General features: G+C 61.3%; 13 protein-coding genes and 2 pseudogenes. 9 read left to right on the forward strand and 6 right to left on the reverse strand.

The features are described from left to right. Positions 1 to 31: 31 nt before the first annotated feature. On the reverse strand, positions 32 to 1552 hold the full coding sequence (locus tag OLZ32_RS11790) for an ABC transporter substrate-binding protein (RefSeq protein WP_264421148.1): 1521 nt from the start codon (positions 1550 to 1552) through the stop codon (positions 32 to 34). 214 nt (positions 1553 to 1766) lie between these two features. Between OLZ32_RS11790 and OLZ32_RS11795 the strand changes: the two genes are divergently transcribed. Both OLZ32_RS11795 and OLZ32_RS11800 read left to right on the forward strand, forming a co-directional pair. Next, positions 1767 to 2552, forward strand: a complete 786-nt coding sequence (locus tag OLZ32_RS11795; RefSeq protein ID WP_264396149.1) for an IclR family transcriptional regulator — start codon at positions 1767 to 1769, stop codon at positions 2550 to 2552. A gap of 70 nt (positions 2553 to 2622) precedes the next feature. After that, positions 2623 to 3360 carry a ribonuclease activity regulator RraA gene (locus OLZ32_RS11800; protein ID WP_264421150.1) on the forward strand — a complete coding sequence of 246 codons (738 nt, stop codon included), beginning with the start codon at positions 2623 to 2625 and terminating at the stop codon, positions 3358 to 3360. On the opposite strand, the pseudogene OLZ32_RS11805 reads toward OLZ32_RS11800, so the two are convergent. From OLZ32_RS11805 to OLZ32_RS11825, 5 genes and pseudogenes are all read right to left on the reverse strand, one after another. Next, positions 3357 to 3458 (reverse strand): annotated as a pseudogene (locus OLZ32_RS11805) (tripartite tricarboxylate transporter TctB family protein); the annotation flags it as partial. The gene OLZ32_RS11800 and the pseudogene OLZ32_RS11805 sit on opposite strands and share 4 nt — an antisense overlap. Before the next feature lie 75 nt (positions 3459 to 3533). Beyond that, entirely contained in the window at positions 3534 to 4556 is a 1023-nt protein-coding gene (locus OLZ32_RS11810) for a Bug family tripartite tricarboxylate transporter substrate binding protein (protein ID WP_406648112.1), read from the reverse strand. A gap of 130 nt (positions 4557 to 4686) precedes the next feature. Continuing rightward, on the reverse strand, positions 4687 to 5574 hold the full coding sequence (locus OLZ32_RS11815; RefSeq protein ID WP_264396152.1) for an amidohydrolase family protein: 888 nt from the start codon (positions 5572 to 5574) through the stop codon (positions 4687 to 4689). After that, complete coding sequence (locus OLZ32_RS11820) at positions 5574 to 6596, reverse strand: amidohydrolase family protein (protein WP_264421152.1); 1023 nt, start codon at positions 6594 to 6596, stop codon at positions 5574 to 5576. The genes OLZ32_RS11815 and OLZ32_RS11820 overlap by 1 nt, the downstream gene beginning before the upstream one ends. 242 nt (positions 6597 to 6838) lie before the next feature. After that, positions 6839 to 8089 carry a LysR family transcriptional regulator gene (locus OLZ32_RS11825; protein ID WP_264396154.1) on the reverse strand — a complete coding sequence of 417 codons (1251 nt, stop codon included), beginning with the start codon at positions 8087 to 8089 and terminating at the stop codon, positions 6839 to 6841. 105 nt (positions 8090 to 8194) lie between these two features. Here OLZ32_RS11825 and OLZ32_RS11830 point away from each other — a divergent pair, with 105 nt between their 5' ends. From OLZ32_RS11830 to OLZ32_RS11860, 7 genes and pseudogenes are all read left to right on the forward strand, one after another. Further along, positions 8195 to 8410, forward strand: a complete 216-nt coding sequence (locus OLZ32_RS11830) for an RraA family protein (protein WP_264396155.1) — start codon at positions 8195 to 8197, stop codon at positions 8408 to 8410. Between the two features lie 82 nt (positions 8411 to 8492). Continuing rightward, entirely contained in the window at positions 8493 to 9818 is a 1326-nt protein-coding gene (dctA, locus tag OLZ32_RS11835) for a C4-dicarboxylate transporter DctA (protein WP_017991700.1), read from the forward strand. 477 nt (positions 9819 to 10295) lie between these two features. Beyond that, on the forward strand, positions 10296 to 11174 hold the full coding sequence (locus OLZ32_RS11840) for a DUF6030 family protein (protein ID WP_264396156.1): 879 nt from the start codon (positions 10296 to 10298) through the stop codon (positions 11172 to 11174). Positions 11175 to 11289: 115 nt separating this feature from the next. Further along, positions 11290 to 12936: an acetolactate synthase large subunit gene (locus OLZ32_RS11845; protein ID WP_164068979.1), complete on the forward strand. Its 1647-nt coding sequence runs from the start codon at positions 11290 to 11292 to the stop codon at positions 12934 to 12936. Position 12937: 1 nt separating this feature from the next. Continuing rightward, entirely contained in the window at positions 12938 to 14329 is a 1392-nt protein-coding gene (locus OLZ32_RS11850; protein WP_029871656.1) for an aldehyde dehydrogenase family protein, read from the forward strand. Between the two features lie 306 nt (positions 14330 to 14635). After that, a pseudogene (locus tag OLZ32_RS11855) lies at positions 14636 to 15762 on the forward strand (metallophosphoesterase family protein). After that, entirely contained in the window at positions 15759 to 18386 is a 2628-nt protein-coding gene (locus tag OLZ32_RS11860) for an AAA family ATPase (RefSeq protein WP_264396158.1), read from the forward strand. Before OLZ32_RS11855 ends, OLZ32_RS11860 begins: the two are co-directional and overlap by 4 nt. Positions 18387 to 18388: the final 2 nt, after the last annotated feature.

The raw sequence follows: 18388 nt of genomic DNA on the forward strand, positions 1-18388 counted from the left end.
TCAAGGGACGTTCGGCGACAAGTCTGGGCGGTCAGCGGTAGCTGATCGATTTAAGCTTGATCTCGTTGCCGGCCTGCACATCGGGTGTGTAGGTGACATTCTCGGCGACGCGGGCGATTGTGACCATGTGGAACAGCGGGACGATATTGACCGCATCGACGGCGATGTAGCTGAACGCCTCCTCGAACAGTTTCTTGCGTTCGTCGCCGGTTGCCTTCGACGCGTCGGCAATCAATGTGTCGAGCTTGGCATCGGCGATGGTCGACTGGTTACCGTCGGTGGTAAAACGGTTCGGCAGCGTGAATACGGCGTCGCCTTCGGTGTTGTCGATCTGCGTCTGCAGGATCGACGGCTGACGTTCCTTGTCCCAAGGTTTCAGCAGCTTCTTCAGCCATGGGCTCGTTTCAAGCATTTCGAGCCGGGCATTGAAGCCGGCATCCGCGAGCATTGCCTGAATGGCTTCCAGACTTTCGGACGAATTGGGATAGATGCCGATGCGGCCGTAGATGACGATTTCCTTGTCGACCGGCACGCCATCGGCTTTCGCGGCGGCGAGCAGGGATTTTGCTTTTTCGGGATCATACGTCCAGACGGGGATGTCGGGATTGAAGCCGAAGACGGACGGCGGCACCGCCTGCATCGCCTTTTGGGCATCCTGGTGGAAAATGGTGCCGACAAGGCCGTCCCGGTCGATCGCAAGATTAAGGGCTTCACGCACGCGTTTGTCGTTGAGCGGCGGAATTTCTGCGTCGATCCTCAGCAGCGAGGTTTCGGCGTTCGGGAAGGCATGATCCTGTTCCGTGGTGCCGTCCTGGGGTGCTATTTCATATGCGATCTGTGCTTCACCGGTGGCGACCATCGCCGCGCGAACAGCGGATTCGGCGCGCCAGATGATGGTTGCGTTCTTGATCGCCGGTTTGTCGCCCCAATAGCCGTCATAGGCCACGAGGTCGACCGATTGCCCGGGCGTCCACGCTGCAAGCTTGTAAGGTCCGGTTCCGGCCGGGGAACGCGTCTTGCCGTCGTTCGGGGTCGCCGGCGAACCGATGTCCACGGCGGACATCTTGTTCGGCAGGATCGGCTCGACGATATCCGTTTTGATGAGGAGGGTCGTCGGGTTCACCGCTTCGGCATTGAACTTGACGCCCTTCAACGTCGCAAGTCCGACTTCGCAGGCCAGTGCCGGATCCTGCGCGCGCTTGAGAGCGGCAACGACTGCATTGGCATCGAACGCCTTGCCGTCGTGGAAGGTGACGTCGTCGCGGAGCTTGAATTCCCAGGTCAGCTCGTCCATTTGCCGCCAGCCGGTGGCAAGGCTCGGGACGACCGATCCGTCGGCCGGGCTCAGATTGACGAGCGCTTCCGTGATGTTGTTGTGCAGAATGCGAGAATTGCCCGAAAGGTCGGTGTCACAGGGATCGAGCGACTTCGGTTCATCGGTCACCACCACCGCCAGCTTATCCGAGGCAGCATCGGCGCGAATTGCGCTGCCTGGAGCCAGCAGAAATGCCAGTCCGATGCTCAGCGCACCAATTGCCTTCATCTTCTTCATGAAATCCCTCCTCCAGATCCAAACGAGCGGCATCCCGTCCATCGCAGTGCCGTCTTGTGAAAACCATCCGGTTGCGCACCGCCTCGGCGGGTATCCAAATGGCTTTACTTCCTCCGCCAAGCGCGTAGTGTCAAATGTGACACTCGCACCACTGAGCATGCTCACTCAGTCCGGTGAAGTCAATACTATAATTCTCATATGGAATTCAAAGTTCATGATTGAACCAAGGCATGGATCACCCGTCGTCGAGAAGACCGCCCACTTGCTTGAGGCCGTTGCCGATGCGAAGACGGGAATTTCCCTGGCCGCACTGGTTGATCAGCTTGGAGTTCCGCGCTCGACCGTCTATCGGATCCTCAATTCATTGGCCGCGCATGGGCTTGTGGCGCGGGTGAATGGTGGAGCGTCCTACGAGTTGGGGCCAAAATTCGTCGAGCTTGCGCGGCGCATCTCGCCCGGCGCCGACAGGGCAACGGTGATCGAGGCGGCAAGGCCGATCCTGACGGCTGCGGCTGACCGCATTTTCGAATCCTTCAGGCTGGCCGCCCCCGAAGGCAACGAGATGATGACGATATTTGCAGCCTCCAGTCCCGGCGATTATTCGCTTTTCATCAAGGTCGGCAGTCGCTCGCGTCAACATGTCGGCGCCGCCGGCAAGCTCGCCCTTGCCTATTCGGACTACGGTGACATCGAGGCCTATTGCAGCGGCGGACTGGAGTCGAAGACGCCATACACGATTACCGATCCGGAAGCGCTGAAGGAAGCACTCGTTGAAATTCGGCGCAATGGATGCGCCGAGGACAATCAGGAATCCAACCTCGGCCTCCGGGCCTTTGCCGCGCCCGTCTTCGATTCCGAAGGTCGGCTCGTCGCGACGATCAGCGTCCCGTTTATTGGTGAAGCGACGCCGGACAGGGCGCGGGCAATCAAGCGCGAGGTTGTGGAGGGCGCCGCCATCTTGACCAAGGCGATCAATGGCAAGCAGCCATTATCCAAATAAGAAACATAAAATTCTTTATTGAACTATCTTCTCGTTATGCTAGAGCTTCCACCGGACAATGGAGGATCTCATGACGGCTTTGGACCCATCAGTTTACGCAAAGCTTTTGCGGACGAATTCTGCAAGTCTCAGCACTCTGTTGCTGAAGCGTGGCCTGAAGAACACCGCGGTTCGCGGCGTGCGACCGCTGGCGAGCGCCGGCAGGCCGATGATCGGCCCAGCCGTCACCGTACGCTACATCCCCGCACGGGAGGATATCGACGGTTCGACTTACAGTTCGGATCCATCCAATCAACAGCGCAAGGCCATCGATACGATCCCCGACGGCCACGTTCTCGTCTTCGATTGCCGCTCCTTGGCGGAAGTCGCCGGCATTGGCGCCATGCTTGCCCGTCGTCTCGTCTATCGTGGCGCCGCCGGTCTCGTGCTCGACGGCGGCGTCCGCGATACGGCCGATATCGCGCAGCTGGGTCTTCCGACCTACTGCATGGGACCGGCAGCGCCGGCGAACCTGGTTGCCCACCATGCCTCGGATATGAACCAGCCAATCGCCTGCGGCGGCGTCGCCGTTTACCCCGATGACATCATCTTTGGCGACAGCGAAGCGGTGATCGTTATTCCGCGGGAATATGTCGATGACATTGCCGAAGAAGCTGTCGCGATGGAGGAGCAGGAAGAGTTTCTCAAGCTGGAAATCGAGTCAGGCAAATCGACCTTGGGCGTATACCCGCCAAACCAGGAGACCCTGGAGCGTTATGAGGCCTGGCGCCAAGCGAGATTGCCGAAAAGTCCCATCATCGTCTCCTAGAACAGGATGAAGCGCTCGAACGGCAGCCCGAACCCGTCGCTGAAGACGGCGACCGAAAAGATCGTCAGCCGCAGCGACGGGATGATCGCGAAGTGGATGGGTGGGCATGCCGGATCGGCTGGAGAAGCGACCCGGCCGGCTGAGGCACGGGAAGGCTGGCGGACGCGTTTCGTCTATTGCCGCGCGATGCCCGCATCCTTTATGACCTTTGACCACTTGTCGATATCAGCCTTCAGACGATCGCCGATTTCCTGCGGCGTGCTGGAACGGGCCTCGACGCCGAGATCCGCAAACCGCTTCTTGACGTCGGGGTCGCCAAGAACCTCGACGAGCGCCGTGTTCAGTTTGTTCACGACGGCCTGAGGTGTGCCGGCGGGAGCGAAGATACCGTTCCAGGACGTGACATCGAACCCTTTTACGCCTTCTTCCTGGGCCGTCGGAACGTCCGGCAGGAGGATAGAACGGGCCGAGCCAGATGATGCAATCGCAACAGCCTGGTTCTGCTGAAGTGCCGCTTTTAGCGCCGTCTGGCTATCGATGATCAGGTCAAGCTCCCCACCGAGAAGGGCAACTTGTAGATCCGGCGTGCCCTTGTAGGGAACGATCGTGAGGTCCACTCCGGCCGTCGATTTGAAGAGTTCGGCCGCAAGGTTCTGGCTGCTCCCGACATTAATCGTCCCGACATTGAGCGCGCCCGGGTTTGCGCGGGCTGCTTCGAGAATATCCTTGAGGGATTTGAATTTACCATCCGCCTTGGTCACGAATACGAAATCGAAATAGGCGAGGCTGGATACCGGAACGAAATCGGCGACGGGATCGAACTGCAGGTTCTTGAACAACGGAACGCTGACTGCAGTTCCGTTCGACAGAAGTGCGAGCCTATATCCGTCGGGCTCCCCATTCAGCGCCACCCGTGCGGCGACCGATCCTCCCGCGCCGGGCTGATTCAGGATGACGATCTGTTTCCCAAGCTTTTTGCCGAGAGAATCCGCAACGATGCGCGCAGTGATGTCGGCAATTCCACCAGGGCCGAAGGGAATGACAAGACTGATCTCGCGGCTCGGATAGTCGTTCTCCTGCGCCGGTGCTTCCACCGCCATCGCGAGTATTAGAACGAGCGCCGGGATAATCGATTTCATCAATGTTACGATCCGCCGGGATGGCGTGCTCACTTGTTGTCTTACGCTCATGTTCATAATCTCCTCCTCTTGATAAATGCCGATGCACGCAGCGATGTCCGCACAACCGATGCATGAATGCCTTGCGCATCCAGATCGGCGCCCTCCACCTGCGTGAAATGCGTCGTCCAGCCATCCCGAAGGCGGATTACCGCCAATAGAGCCGCATAGGATTGTCAACCAGCAGCTTGCGCTGAAGCTCCTCGGAGGGTGCGATGCGCGGGATGATGTCCACCAGCGCGCCGTCGTCGGGCATGTGGTCCTTCATGTTGGGGTGCGGCCAATCGGTGCCCCACAGGACACGCTCCGGGAAGCGCTCGACCAGCGTCCGCGCAAACGGAATGACGTCGTCGTAGTTCGGTGGACCTGATCGCGACAGCCGCTCCGGGCAGCTCACCTTGCTGACGACATTTTCATGCTCGGTCATGAACCGGATAAAGCGGCCGAACTGCGGGCCGTCGACTGGCTGGGAGACATCCGGCCGGCCCATGTGGTCGACCACGACGGTCGTCGGTAGCGAGGTGAAGAAGTCCCAACGCTCCTCGAGATCGGCCGCCTCGAAATAGATCACCACCTGCCAGCCAAGCGGTGCGATACGGTCGATGATCGCACGATAATAGGCATCCGGTTTCGGGTCGACCAGGCGGCGAACGAAGTTGAAGCGCACGCCGCGCACGCCGGCGTCATGCAGTTCGGCGAGCTCCCCGTTCGTCACCGTGTCACGCACCGTCGCTATTCCGCGAGCGCGATCGCCGGCCGCATGCAGCGCATCGACCAGGGCACGATTGTCGGCGCCGTGACATGTCGCCTGGACGATGACGTTGCGCTCGAATCCGAGAAAATCACGCAGGGAGAACAGTTGCTCCTTGCCGGCATCGCAGGGTGTGTACTTCCTCTCGGGCGCATAGGGAAACACATCCCCGGGCCCGAAGACATGGCAATGCGCATCCACTGCACCCGACGGCGGAACATAGCTCGGTTTGCTCGGATCGGGATGATAGCGGAGCCAATCGGGATCCATCTGGAAATTTGCCATCACAGCCCCCGTGCCTTGAGCTGTGCATCGAGACGCGGATAGACGCGGCGCGTGTTGAGTTCGAACACCTTCCGCTTGTCCTCATCGGATATCGTCAGAGCCTCGATATAGCGCTTGGTGTCGTCGAAATAGTACCCCGTCTGCGGGTCGATCCCGCGCACTGCGCCAACCATTTCCGATCCGAACAGGATGTTTTCCACATCGATCACCTCGAACAACAGGCCGATGCCCGGCTGATGATAGACGCAGGTATCGAAATAGACGTTCTTCATCACGTGCTCGGCCAGAGGCGGCCGCTTCAGCATGTCGGAGAGGCCGCGATAACGGCCCCAGTGATAGGGAACGGCTCCGCCGCCATGTGGAATGATGAACCGCAGCAAGGGGAAATCCCCAAACAGGTCGCCCTCGACGAACTGCATGAAGGCAATGGTGTCTGCGGCAATGTAATAGGCGCCGGTCGCATGCATCGCACAATTGCAACTGCCGGAAACGTGGATCATCGCGGGAACGTCGAGTTCCACCATCTTTTCGAAGAAGGGGTACCAGGCGCGATCGGTGAGCGGCGGCGAATCGAACTTGCCGCCGGAGGGATCGGGATTGAGATTGCAGCCGACGAAGCCGAGCTCGTTGACGCAGCGCTCCAGCTCGTCGATCGCGTTGGCGATCGAGACACCAGGAGATTGCGGCAGCTGGCAAACACCCACGAAAGTCTCGGGATAGAGATCGACCACGCGCTTGATCAGATCGTTGGAACGACGCGCCCAGACCTTTGCCACCAATTCTCCGCCGATATGCGGCGCCATCGCCGAGGCCCGAGGCGAGAAAATAGTCATGTCGGCGCCGCGCTCGCGCAGCAGGCGCAGCTGGTTGGCCTCGATGGTCTCGCGGATCGCATCGTCGGAAATGTCGGGATAGGCGGGATCGATATCGCCGCCCGATTTGATGGCAGCCTCCTGTCGTGCTCGCCATTCGCCATGGAGCGCAGGGGCCGTAGTGTAGTGGCCGTGGCAGTCGATGATCATATCTTTGAGGTTCCTGTAGCGGCAAAGATGCGTTCGCCTCGGCAGCGAATCCCGCGGTCGGAGGGGAAGGCATGGGGAGCCAGCCGGCGGTGGCGCGGCTTAGCTCCTGGACCAGCATTCGCTCGAGGTCGCAGCCGGTGCGGAAGCCAGCCCCTACGGAAAGCCTGCGAAGGCTTTCCGAAACCGGTGAATGCGATCGTTTGGTGTTTGCTCATGCCCCGTTCTAACGAACCGGACGATGATCAGGCATATCGGAAGGGTTCACGCTCCATTGCTTTTCCTGAAGTCCACTCCGCACAAACCGTGCGGAAGGTATCCGTGAATGCCGTTTGCAGCTGTGTCGGACGCCAGTCATCGCGCACCGTGAGGCCGATCTGACGACGCAACGACAGCCCAGCGCCGGCGACTTCGCCAAGCAGGCCAGCACGCCGTTCGAACAGGAACTGGTCGCGCGACATCAGCGTCAACCAATCGTCCTCCAGCATCAGCCCGCGGACCACCAGAACCGAACCGCATTCGATGCGTAGCCGTGGCGGCTCAAGCCCGTGCTCTGTAAACATCTCCTCCCACCGATGGCGTACCGGCGCGCCCGTCGCGGCGATGACCCATGGAAAATCCAATAGCCGCGAGAAGGCAAATCCCGGTTTGGACAGCAGGGGATGTCCGGCGCGACCGACGATCACCGGGTCATCGATGAACAACGGTTCCTGAGCGATGTCCTTGACCGGCGGAGGGTCGCGCATTGCCCCGATCAGCAGATCCATCTCGCCTTCGCGGAGCCTGGCCAACAGCTCCACATATGGCCCCTCCACCACGTCCACCGACGCCATTGGATAGGCGCGAGCGAAACGAGCCAATGCCTGCGGCAACAGGATTGCGCGCGCCAGCGGCATGGTGCCGACAGTGACACGTCCGGCGCCCTCCGACCGCAGTGCCTCCAGTTCGTCGAACCCCGCCTCCAGCTCCGATTGCGCCAGACGGGCGAACCGCAGCAACACGGCGGCGGCCGTCGTCGGCTGAACGGTACGCCCCTGCCGGACGAGAAGCGGCACGCCCAGCAACTGCTCCAGATCGCGGCTCGCCCGATGCAATGCCGGTTCAGAGAGGCCAATTCGCTTCGATGCCAGCGCAAAGCTGCCTGCTTGATCGACCGCGATTAGCGCGCGCAATTGTCCAAAAGTGATGCGCCGCTCGATATGGGGCAGCGGCGGCAAGCGGGCGCCACGTCGCACGCTTTGGCCGCCGCGCGCCACATAGGCGAGCGCGCGTTCGATGCGGGCCGTGATCAAGCGCCCCGCCTCGGTGCTGGTAACGCCGCTCGGCTGGCGATCGAATAGCACATGGCCAAGCTGCGCCTCGACCTTGGCAACGGCTTGGGTCAGAGCAGGCTGCGACAAATTCATGGTGTGAGACGCGCTGCTGATGCTGCCCAGCCGCGCGGCGGCAGCGACGGCCTCGAGGTGGCGAAGGTTGAGTTCGCGGTGTGCAATCATCAGCACACTTCAACACAGCTTATGACCGGTGCGCAAATCAAGTTTGCTTTGCGGCTCAATATTCCCTCCCCTAATTCCCAGCCGAGACAGGAGGGAGGATCGAGCATGCCCGATGTGATTACCCAGATCGAACGCGCCGATACCGCCATCATCCACGGCCTGGCAGATGCCGGAGTCCCCATCGTCCACGATGCGCAGGAACGCACGGGACCGCTGGCCGGCCGGTTGCGGCCGATCTTTGTGAGTGCCCGCATCGCTGCTTCCGCAGTCACCGTTTCGGGGCGGCCGGGCGCGCCAATTGGACGGTGCAGTTGCCATTGAACAATTGAAAGATGGGACATCACGGCCAGGCGGGCAGCTTGGGAGGAAATAAATCATGACGTATTTGGAGGCGAGTAAAACGATGACACCTGTGGGTGAGACGCAAAAACCGGCGGGCCGATTTGGCATCTTTGGCCAGTTGTGGTTTCAGGTGCTGGCAGGGACGCTGCTCGGCATCCTGCTGGGTCATTTCACGCCCGCCACTGCGGTGGCGATGAAACCTTTCGGCGACGCCTTCATCAAAATGATCCGCATGATGATCGGGCCGATCATCTTCGTCACCGTTGTACATGGTATCGCCGGCATGAACGACATGAAGAGCGTCGGGCGTGTCGCGCTGAAATCCATTATCTATTTCGAGGCGATCACGATCTTGGCGCTGATCTTCGGACTGATCGCAGTCGATCTGTGGCGTCCGGGCGAGGGCATGAACATCGACGCTGCCGCAATCGATACCGCATCGATCAAGACCTATCTTGCGACGGCGCACGACCAGTCCATTTCAAGCTATTTCCTTGACATCATCCCGGATACCTTCGCCAGCGCGCTGACGGAAGGACACGTTCTGCAGGTCCTGTTTATCTCTGTCCTGTTCGGTATCGCCATCGCCGCCATCGGAGAACGCGGACGCCCGGTATTCCAGGTGATCGAAAGCGCCTCGCAAGGGTTCTTCAAGATCATCGGCTACATCATGTACTTCGCGCCGCTCGGCGCCTTCGGCGCAATTGCCTTTACCGTCGGTCAGTTCGGTACCGCCTCGCTCTGGTCGCTGGGTGAGTTAATCATCGAGTTCTTCGTCGTCTGCGCCTTGTTCACAACAATCGTCCTCGGCAGCGTTGCCCATTGGTGCGGTGTCAGCCTGTGGCGGCTGCTAGGCTATCTCTGGGATGAAATCGTCATCGTCGCTGCGACCACCTCGACCGAAACGGTGCTGCCGCGCCTCATCCAGAAGATGCGCAAGGCCGGCTGTGAGGAAAGCGTGGTCGGCTTCGTCATCCCGGCCGGCTATTCGTTCAACCTCGACGGCACATGCCTCTATCTGACCACCGTCGCTGTGTTCCTGGCACAGGCGACGAACACACATCTGACCTTCTGGCACGAACTCGGCCTGATCGCGGTGTTGCTGCTCACCTCGAAGGGAGCGGCGGGCATCGCCGGAGCGGCCTTCGTTGTACTGGCGGCAACCCTGAATACCACCGGAACCATTCCGGTCGCCAGCATCGCGCTGATCCTCGGAATTCACCGTATCCTTGCGGAGGGGCTGACTTTTGTGAATCTGATCGGCAATGCGCTTGCCACCGTCGTCGTCGCGAAATGGGAAGGCAAGCTTGACGAGCAGCTACTGGCCGCCACTATCGGCAACGACCGCTTGCGCGCCAGGCACCAAACCGCCGCCGCTGCGTTGTGACATGGTGCAACACTCAGCTCCGGTCTCCGATCTATTCTATTGGAAACCGGGTTGTCGCATGGGTTCAGGTCCTGTGATAAAATTACGGGACGCCACCATGTAACGACGAAATCTCGACGCCGCTTGTCCAGAGGCAAGCGTGCCACTGAACATGCCGTCAACCCCGCGACGCGCAGCCTGATCGATCGCGCCGCCTGCTTGACGCTGCACACACACGACTTCACACTCGCGGCGTCGAAGGTGAGTCGGACAGACTGTACCGTTTTTCGCATCCGTTGCTCACCCCAGAAGGAGTCGCCAGCAGGGGCTGATTGATCCAATCGCCGACCGACGCTGGTTGGTCGCGAATAGGATCGAGGTTTGATTGAGTTCGAACTCGCAGCCGCTCCTATTTTCTTGTGAGGTCGCGCCGTGGATAAAGTGTTATCACCCGTCGATCCTCCTCGCGACAGTCCATTTTGGCACCGGAACTTCCGATTGCCGAGCAACCGCCGGTCTCTTCTTTGGCTGGGGCTTTTGATATCAGTTTTGCTTCTTGCGGCCCTCGTCGTTTTTTTCCGTGAAGTCCACCACCTCGAAGAGCCGGTCGAGCCCTTTGAATATCGAACTCTCAATAAGGCTGCCCGATCACCTCGCATCGCCGCTCGCTCAGATCCGGCGGCTCCTTCTCCCCTCCCGTCGATATCGATATCGCTGCAGCTGATCGAGGTCCCGAAGCTGGAGTTGGCAAGTCAGTTTCTGCGGATCTGGCGCGTCTCGGGGCGGAATATGTGCGGTGCTCTTCGAGAGGCCGGCATCGATATGAGCGAATGGAAAGCCGCATCGATGCGCAATCGCAGCTATGAATGTTATTTTCAGCGCATCTACGAACGGGACGAGGTGCGTCCCCTCAGCTCGACCTTCGTTAAGGTTCGTGGAGATGAGATGGGCGGTATTCTTGATATCCGCGCCAAGATCATTGGGCCGACGACCGACGCCCAGGGACGTCTCGCTCCGGCTGTCCTGCGCATTTTCGAGATCATCGTGAAGCAGGCGTGCTGGCGTGATTTCGAGGATACTCTTGCCTCGATTCAAAACCTTCGAAATGTCGAATACGAACGATTCGGCTCCTATCTCAGCTTTACGCGCGAAGCAGACAGCGCAAATATCTTCAATTTTGTTCTTGGTCTTAAGGCGACTTCAAATTCGCAGGTGAAGACCAAGACGTATTTTTCGACTGAGCGCTGGCTCCAAATGCCCGCAGTGCTCCCGCGAGCTTCATCCACAGTGAGCGCTCGGAAACGTCCATATGAGCCAGCGCTCAATGACGGCGCAAGCACTCGTCACGATCCGGGATCGAGCCGGAACTGTGACTGAACATCGACGATAACCGCCGATGCCGCCGAACGCATGGACAGGCCCGGAAAAGAACATATCTTCGAGAGACCTTCCTTTTTGGAAGTCTCGAATCAAACAGCACGGGCACACATCCATGACCAAAGGCTCCGATCTTCTAGTGGCAGCGCTTGAGAACGAAGGTGTCGACCGCATTTTCGGCATCCCAGGCGAAGAGAATCTCGACGTCGTCGAATCCATCCGCAAGTCGTCGATTGAGCTCGTCCTCACCCGACACGAGCAGGCAGCAGCGTTCATGGCCGCGACCTATGGCCGCCTGACTGGGAAGCCCGGCGTCTGCCTGACAACGCTTGGCCCCGGCGCTCTGAACCTCTCGACGGGTGCCGCCTATGCCTTGCTCGGCGCGATGCCGATGGTGATGATCACAGGTCAGAAGGGGATCCTCTCGTCCCGCCAGGCACGTTTCCAGGTGGTCGACGTCGTCGCGTCGATGAAGCCGCTGACCAAGCTCGCAAGGCAGATCGTGTCGCCGCAGATGATCCCGACGACGGTCAGGGAAGCGTTCCGCATCGCCCAGGAGGAAAGGCCGGGGCCGGTGCATCTGGAGCTTCCGGAAGATATCGCGGCCGAAGAATGCCAGGAGGTGGCGCTGATTGCGCCGCATCAGCTCGAACTGCCGACGGCAAGCGACGCGGCCCTCGATCGCGCCGCCGCCCTCATTGCCGCAGCCAAACGTCCGCTTCTGATGTTCGGGGCCGCCGCCTCGCGCCCCCGCTCGACATCGGATATTGCGCAGTTTGTGATCCGTACGCGCATTCCGTTCTTTACCACCCAGATGGGGAAGGGAACGGTGCCCGGCGGAACCGAACTTTATATGGGCACCGCGGCGCTGTCGGAGCGGGATTATGTCCACGAGGCCATCGAACAGGCCGACCTTATCATCACGATCGGGCACGACACCATCGAGAAGCCACCTTTCATCATGGGCAAGGGCGGCCCGAAGGTCGTTCATATCGGATATCAGCCGGCGACCGTCGAGCAGGTCTATTTCCCGCAATCCGAGGTCATCGGCGACATCGGCCCTTCGCTGAAGGCGCTGGCGGATCGCCTCGAGGGCAAGCTACCAAATGCGCAGGCGCTTCTCCATCTCCGCGAGCGCATTCTCGCGCGCATCGCCGCGCGGGCGACGGAGGATCGCTTCACGCCACAGCGGCTGGTCCACGATATAAGAGAAGTGATGCCGCATGACGGCATCCTGGCGCTCGACAACGGCATGTACAAGATATGGTTCGCCCGGAACTACCGGACGCGGATGGCGAACACGCTGCTGCTCGACAATGCTCTTGCAACGATGGGAGCGGGGCTGCCGTCGGCCATGGTTGCCTCGATGCTCTATCCCGAGCGGCGTGTCATGGCGATCTGCGGTGACGGCGGCTTCATGATGAACTCCCAGGAACTCGAAACCGCCGTCCGGCTGAAACTCAACCTCGTCGTTCTTGTCATCGAGGATAATGCCTACGGCATGATCCGCTGGAAGCAGGCGGTGGACGAGTTCCCGGATTTCGGGATGACCTTCGGCAATCCCGACTTCGTGAAATATGCCGAATCCTACGGCGCCAAGGGAACCAGGGTCGACGATATCGGCCAGTTCAAACAGGTTCTCGAAGAGGCATTCTCCGGAGGTGGCGTCCATCTGGTGAACGTCCCGGTCGACTACTCGGAAAATGAACGCGTGCTGGTAAAGGAGCTTCGTGAACGGCTCCCCGCGATACTGGAGGCCTGAGATGCAGTCTACCATGAAGGTCTACCAGGCGTTCAACCGCGAGCCGATTGCAGAGCTGCCGGCAGACGACGTGGCCGCACTCGAGCGCAAGCTTCAGCTCGCCGCCAAAACCTTCGCCGATCGCGATGGCTGGCTGCCCCCGCATCAACGGATGGCGATCCTCAGAAAGGCGTCGGCGCTTCTGCAGGAGAACCGCGATCGTTTTGCGATGATGATCGCCCGTGAAGGCGGCAAGCCGCTTACGGATGCGATCATCGAGGTGACGCGCGGGATCGACGGCCTGGTGAACGCGGCGGACGAGCTGCGCAATTTCGGCGGCAAGGAAATCCCCATGGGGCTGACCGCCGCCAGCGCCAACAGATGGGCCTTCACCACCAAGGAACCGATCGGCGTCGTGGCGGCGATATCGGCCTTCAACCATCCGCTCAATCTCATCATCCACCAGATCGCGCCGGCGATCGCCGTGGGTTGCCCGGTGATCATCAAGCCGGCGGCAACAACGCCGATTTCCTGCATCGAGATCGTCAAGCTGTTCTGGGAGGCCGGTCTCGACGAACGCTGGTGCCAGACCCTCATCACCGAGGACAACGCGCTTGCCGAGGCCTTCGCAACCGATCCTCGCGTGGCGTTCCTGAGCTTCATCGGTTCCGCCAAGGTCGGCTGGTACCTCAAGAGCAAGCTGCCGCCGGGCACCCGATGCGCGCTGGAGCATGGCGGAGCGGCACCCGTCATCGTCGACCGCAGCGCCAATGTCGATGCGATTGTCGGCACTATCGTCAAAGGTGGCTATTATCACGCTGGGCAGGTCTGCGTGTCGGCTCAGCGTCTTTTCGTGCACGAGGATATTCTGGCTTCCTTCACCGAAGCCCTCGCCGCCAAGGTTGCAGCCCTGCGTGTCGGGGATCCAACACTTGCGCAAACCGAGGTAGGGCCGCTCATCCTGCCACGCGAGGCAGACCGCGTCACGACCTGGATCAAGGAGGCGACGGACGCCGGAGCCAGACAGATCGGAGGCGGGCGGATGTCCGAGACGACACTGCTGCCATCTGTCTTGCTGAACCCGCCTACTGAGGCGAAAGTGTCGGTGCTCGAGGTCTTTGGACCGCTGACCTGCGTCTACGGCTACCGCGACCTTGACGAAGCGATCCGCATCGCCAACTCGCTGCCCTATGCCTTCCAGGCAAGCGTCTTTTCTGCCGACATAGCGGTTGCTCTCAAGGCGGCAAAACATCTGGATGCATCGGCCGTTCTCGTCAACGACCACACGGCGTTCCGCACCGACTGGATGCCTTTCGCCGGACGCAGGCAGTCAGGATACGGGGTCGGCGGCATTCCCTGGACGATGGAAGAGATGGCCGACGACAAGATGGTGGTGTTCAACCAGGTGACTTAGGGGCAGCGATGATGGGATCAACTGTTCGATTTCCCTCGGCAAGTAAAACCCTTGGATAATAGACGATGCCTTCGCCGACGTGGTCGGTCACCGCGCCTGCATAATTCTTCTACGGCGACGGGATGGGTGTCGTGCACCGCTCAAAATTGGACAAACATTGGATAACCGCTTGCTCGGCCAGGATGGACTTGCCTCGCCCATAACCGGGAGGCATGGTCTGCCTCGGAACAACGGAATCACAACTGCGGACGAGAGGTCCTTGACCATGCTCGAAAACTCGCAGCGCATCGCAAACATGGCTGATTAATGTTTTCCTTCCTGCACAGTTCGGACCTGCATATCGGCAAGCGATTTGGCAATCTTCCGGAGGATTTGAGAGGACGCCTGCGCGAGGCGCGGCATGGCGTGATCGGGAGACTCGCCAGTGCGGCACGAGAGCATGGGGCTGGTGTCATCCTGCTCGCGGGCGACACCTTCGATACCGAGACGCCGACGCCTGCCGTGCTTCGCCAAGCACTTGGCGAGATGGCTCGGAATACGCCGCTGCGCTGGGTTCTCCTTCCGGGCAATCACGATTCACTGCTGGCGGACCAGCTCTGGAGCGCTGCGCGCGGCGTGGTGCCCGACAATGTCATCCTGGCGACGGAAGCGGCGCCCCTCCCGCTTGGACCTGATGTCATCCTGCTGCCGGCGCCTTGCACGACCAGGCGGTCGGGCCGTGACCTGACCGAATGGATGACGGGTGCAGCCACGCCGGACGGCTCCATCCGCATTGGCCTCGCCCATGGCCCGAAATCCAGGAATTTTCGGAGGATGCCACGGCCACCAATGTGATTGCGCCGAACCGCGCGGCGCTGGCCGGCCTCGACTACATGGCGCTCGGCGATTGGCACGGATCGGTCGCGGTGGACGCCAGAACATATTATAGCGGCGCGCCCGAGCCGGACCGTTTCAAGCATGACCGGCCGGGGCAGGCGATGGTCGTTTCGATTGCCGGGCAGGGAGCGATGCCGACGACGACGGCAGCAGTGACCGCCAGCTTTTCCTGGCAGACATTGCAGCTTCCCCTGCTGGCGTCAGAAGACGGCGTTGAAGCGCTGAAGGCGGCACTGCCGGAACCCTTCGCGCGGCGACAAACCCTGTTGCGCGTCGCGCTGTCCGGCCGTGCCCGATTGAACGGGCGCACAGCAATGACCAGCCTGCTGCAACAGGTCGCGCCGGAATTTGCGCATCTGGAGATCGATACGGACCTGCTGGGGACCGATTGCGAGAGCGATGATCTCGAGATCATCGACCGAGCCGGTGCGCTGCGCGATACTGCGGATTTGCTGCTTGCCGAAAGCCTCGACCAATCCCGCTCGGGCGATGACAGGGGCGTGGCGCGCGAGGCGTTGATCCGCCTGTTTTCCTATTGCGAGGCGATCGATCGATGAAACTCAACGCTCTTCGCCTTCACAATGTCAAACGCTTCGCCGGCCGCGGCATATCCGTCGAAGGAATCGCCGACGGCGTCAATGTGCTGAGCGCCGCCAACGAACACGGCAAATCAACCTGTTTCGAGGCGCTGCATGCGCTGTTCTTCCAGCCGCACGGCGGCACGCCAAAGAGCGTGCAGATGCTGCGCCCCTATAGCGGCGGCAATCCGATCGTTGAGGCCGACATCACGATCGAAGCCGGCCGCTACCGCCTGACCAAGCAGTTCTATGGCGGACGGCGCGCCAGCGTCACCGATCTCGGCAGCGGCCGGCTCGTCGCCCAGGCCGACGAGGCCGAGGCTTTCATCGGCGATCTCATTTCCGGCGGAACTGCCGGCCCGGCAGGCCTGCTCTGGGTGCGCCAGGGCATCACCGGCATCGAAAATCGTAGCAAGAGCGAGGAAGAAAACGACAAGCGGGTGCGCGAAAGCCTGTTGTCTTCAGTGCAGGGCGAGGTGGAGGCGCTGACGGGCGGACGGCGTATGTCGGCGGTGCTCGAAGCCTGCGAGGATGAACTCAATCGCCTGGTCACCGCAACGCTCCGGCCAAAGACCGGAGGCCGCTTTGCCGCCGCGCTCGACGATCGCGACCGGCTGCAGGCGGAGGAGGGGCGGCTGGCCAAGGAGGTGGAGATGCTGCACGGCGCGCTCGACCGCCGCCGCTCAGTGCAGGCCAGACTCAGCGAACTGGAAAATTCGGACGAAGAGGCCGGCCGGAAAGCGGCGATTGCCAATGCCGAGTCAGTGCTCGAGGCCGCTAAACTGCACGACAGGGAGCTCAAAGCGCTCGACGCCGAGGCTACTTTGGCTGCCAGCCGCCGCGATGAGGCGCAGCAGGCTTTCGACCGCTTCCACACGACATTGAACCGCAGCGACGAACTCGCGCGGCGTTTCGCCGTGGCGGAAAAAGAACTCTCAAATGCAGCCGAGCGACGCGCGGCATCGCTTGTTGAAAGCGAAGCTGCGACGGCTGAGGTGCAAGCGGCCGAAGAGGAGGAGCGGGTAAACCGCGAGCTGCTTGCGCGGCTGGAGGCAGCGCTCCGTTCACGCCACGCCGCAGAGCGGCTGGCCGAGGTGCGTCTGCGTCTGGAACAGGCCGAAGCGGCGCGCCAGCAGATCGAAGATGGCGAGGCTGCACATGCGTTGCTCGCCATTCCGCTCGATGCGATCGAACGGCTTGAAGCGCTGGATCTCAAGATCGTCGGCTTGCGCGCGGCCGCCGAGGTCGGCCTTCCCACGCTCAGGATCGATTACCTGAAAGACGCCTCCGGATTGGTGAGCATGGACCGCCAGCCTTTGCCCGGGGGCGAGGATAGAAGCTTTGCCGGAATGGCGAAGCTCGAAGTATCAGGCGTCGGCACGCTGACCATCCATTCCAGCCGGCAGGCAGAGCCGGACGGGGCGCTGGAGAGTGCGGAAGCCACGCGCCAAACATTGCTTGCCAAGCTCGGTGTCGACAGTCTGCGGGCGGCACGACAGCGCGATATTGCCGCGCGGAACAAGCAGGAGGAGCTGGTGCGGGCACGCCAGCGGCTCGCTGATCTCGCCCCGAATGGCATCGACGAACTTCACCTCGACGCCGCACGCTTTGCTGAACTCAGCCAGGGTCCGGTCGAACTCGACGCCAACCCGGAGGAGGTGCGCGCCCGTCTCGCCGATGCGACGCGACGCATCGAACTGGCGCGCAATCGGGCGCGGGAGGCGTCAGTGATGCGCACGGAAGCAGGCGAGGCCATATTGCGCGCGCAGACCGAGCACGCCAGGCTTGGCCAGGAACGCGAGGCGATCGAAGCGGTCATCGGCCCCGAAGCCGGCCGGACTGAATTGCAACAGGACCTTGCCGTAAAACTTTCCAGCGCCAAAGAACAGGTCGATGCTGTCGAACTCCGGGCCGCGCCTTTGCGCAGGACAGGTCGGGACCTCGCAGGTGCAGAGGCCGCCCTTGCCAGGGCGCGCTCGGTCGCCGACGCCGCAGGCCGCGAAATTGCCAAGCTTCGCGAGGAGCTTGCCGATCTCGGCGGTCAGATCCGCACCCGCTCAGACAGTGCGGTGGAAGAAAACTGGCTGGAAACTCGCGGTTTGCTTGATGCGGCGCGGGAGCAGGTAAAGCGTTTCGAGACGGAGGTCGCCGTCCTGGATCGCCTGCGCAAGGCGCTGACGGCGACGCGAGCAGCCGCGCGCGACCTTTATCTCAAGCCTGTCATGAACGAACTCACCCCGCTGCTCGGCCTGCTGTTCGACGACATCTCGATTACCTTCGACGGCGACACCTTGCTGCCGCAGATCGTGCGCCGCAACGGCCTGGAGGAGGATGTCGACCGGCTGAGCGGCGGCATGCGGGAGCAGCTCTCGGTGCTGACCCGCCTTGCATTCGCAAGGCTGCTTGCCCGCGACGGCCGGCCGGCACCCGTCATCCTCGACGATGCGCTTGTTTATTCCGACGACGACCGGATCGAGCGGATGTTCGATGCGCTGCACCGCCAATCGCGCGACCAGCAGATCCTCGTCTTCTCCTGCCGCCAGCGCGCCTTCGCCAAGCTAGGCGGCAATGTGCTCACCATGCAGCCATGGCAGCCGGATTGATG

Origin of the sequence: Rhizobium acaciae, assembly GCF_025941625.1 — a bacterium.
In the GTDB taxonomy this organism is placed as follows: domain Bacteria; phylum Pseudomonadota; class Alphaproteobacteria; order Rhizobiales; family Rhizobiaceae; genus Rhizobium; species Rhizobium acaciae.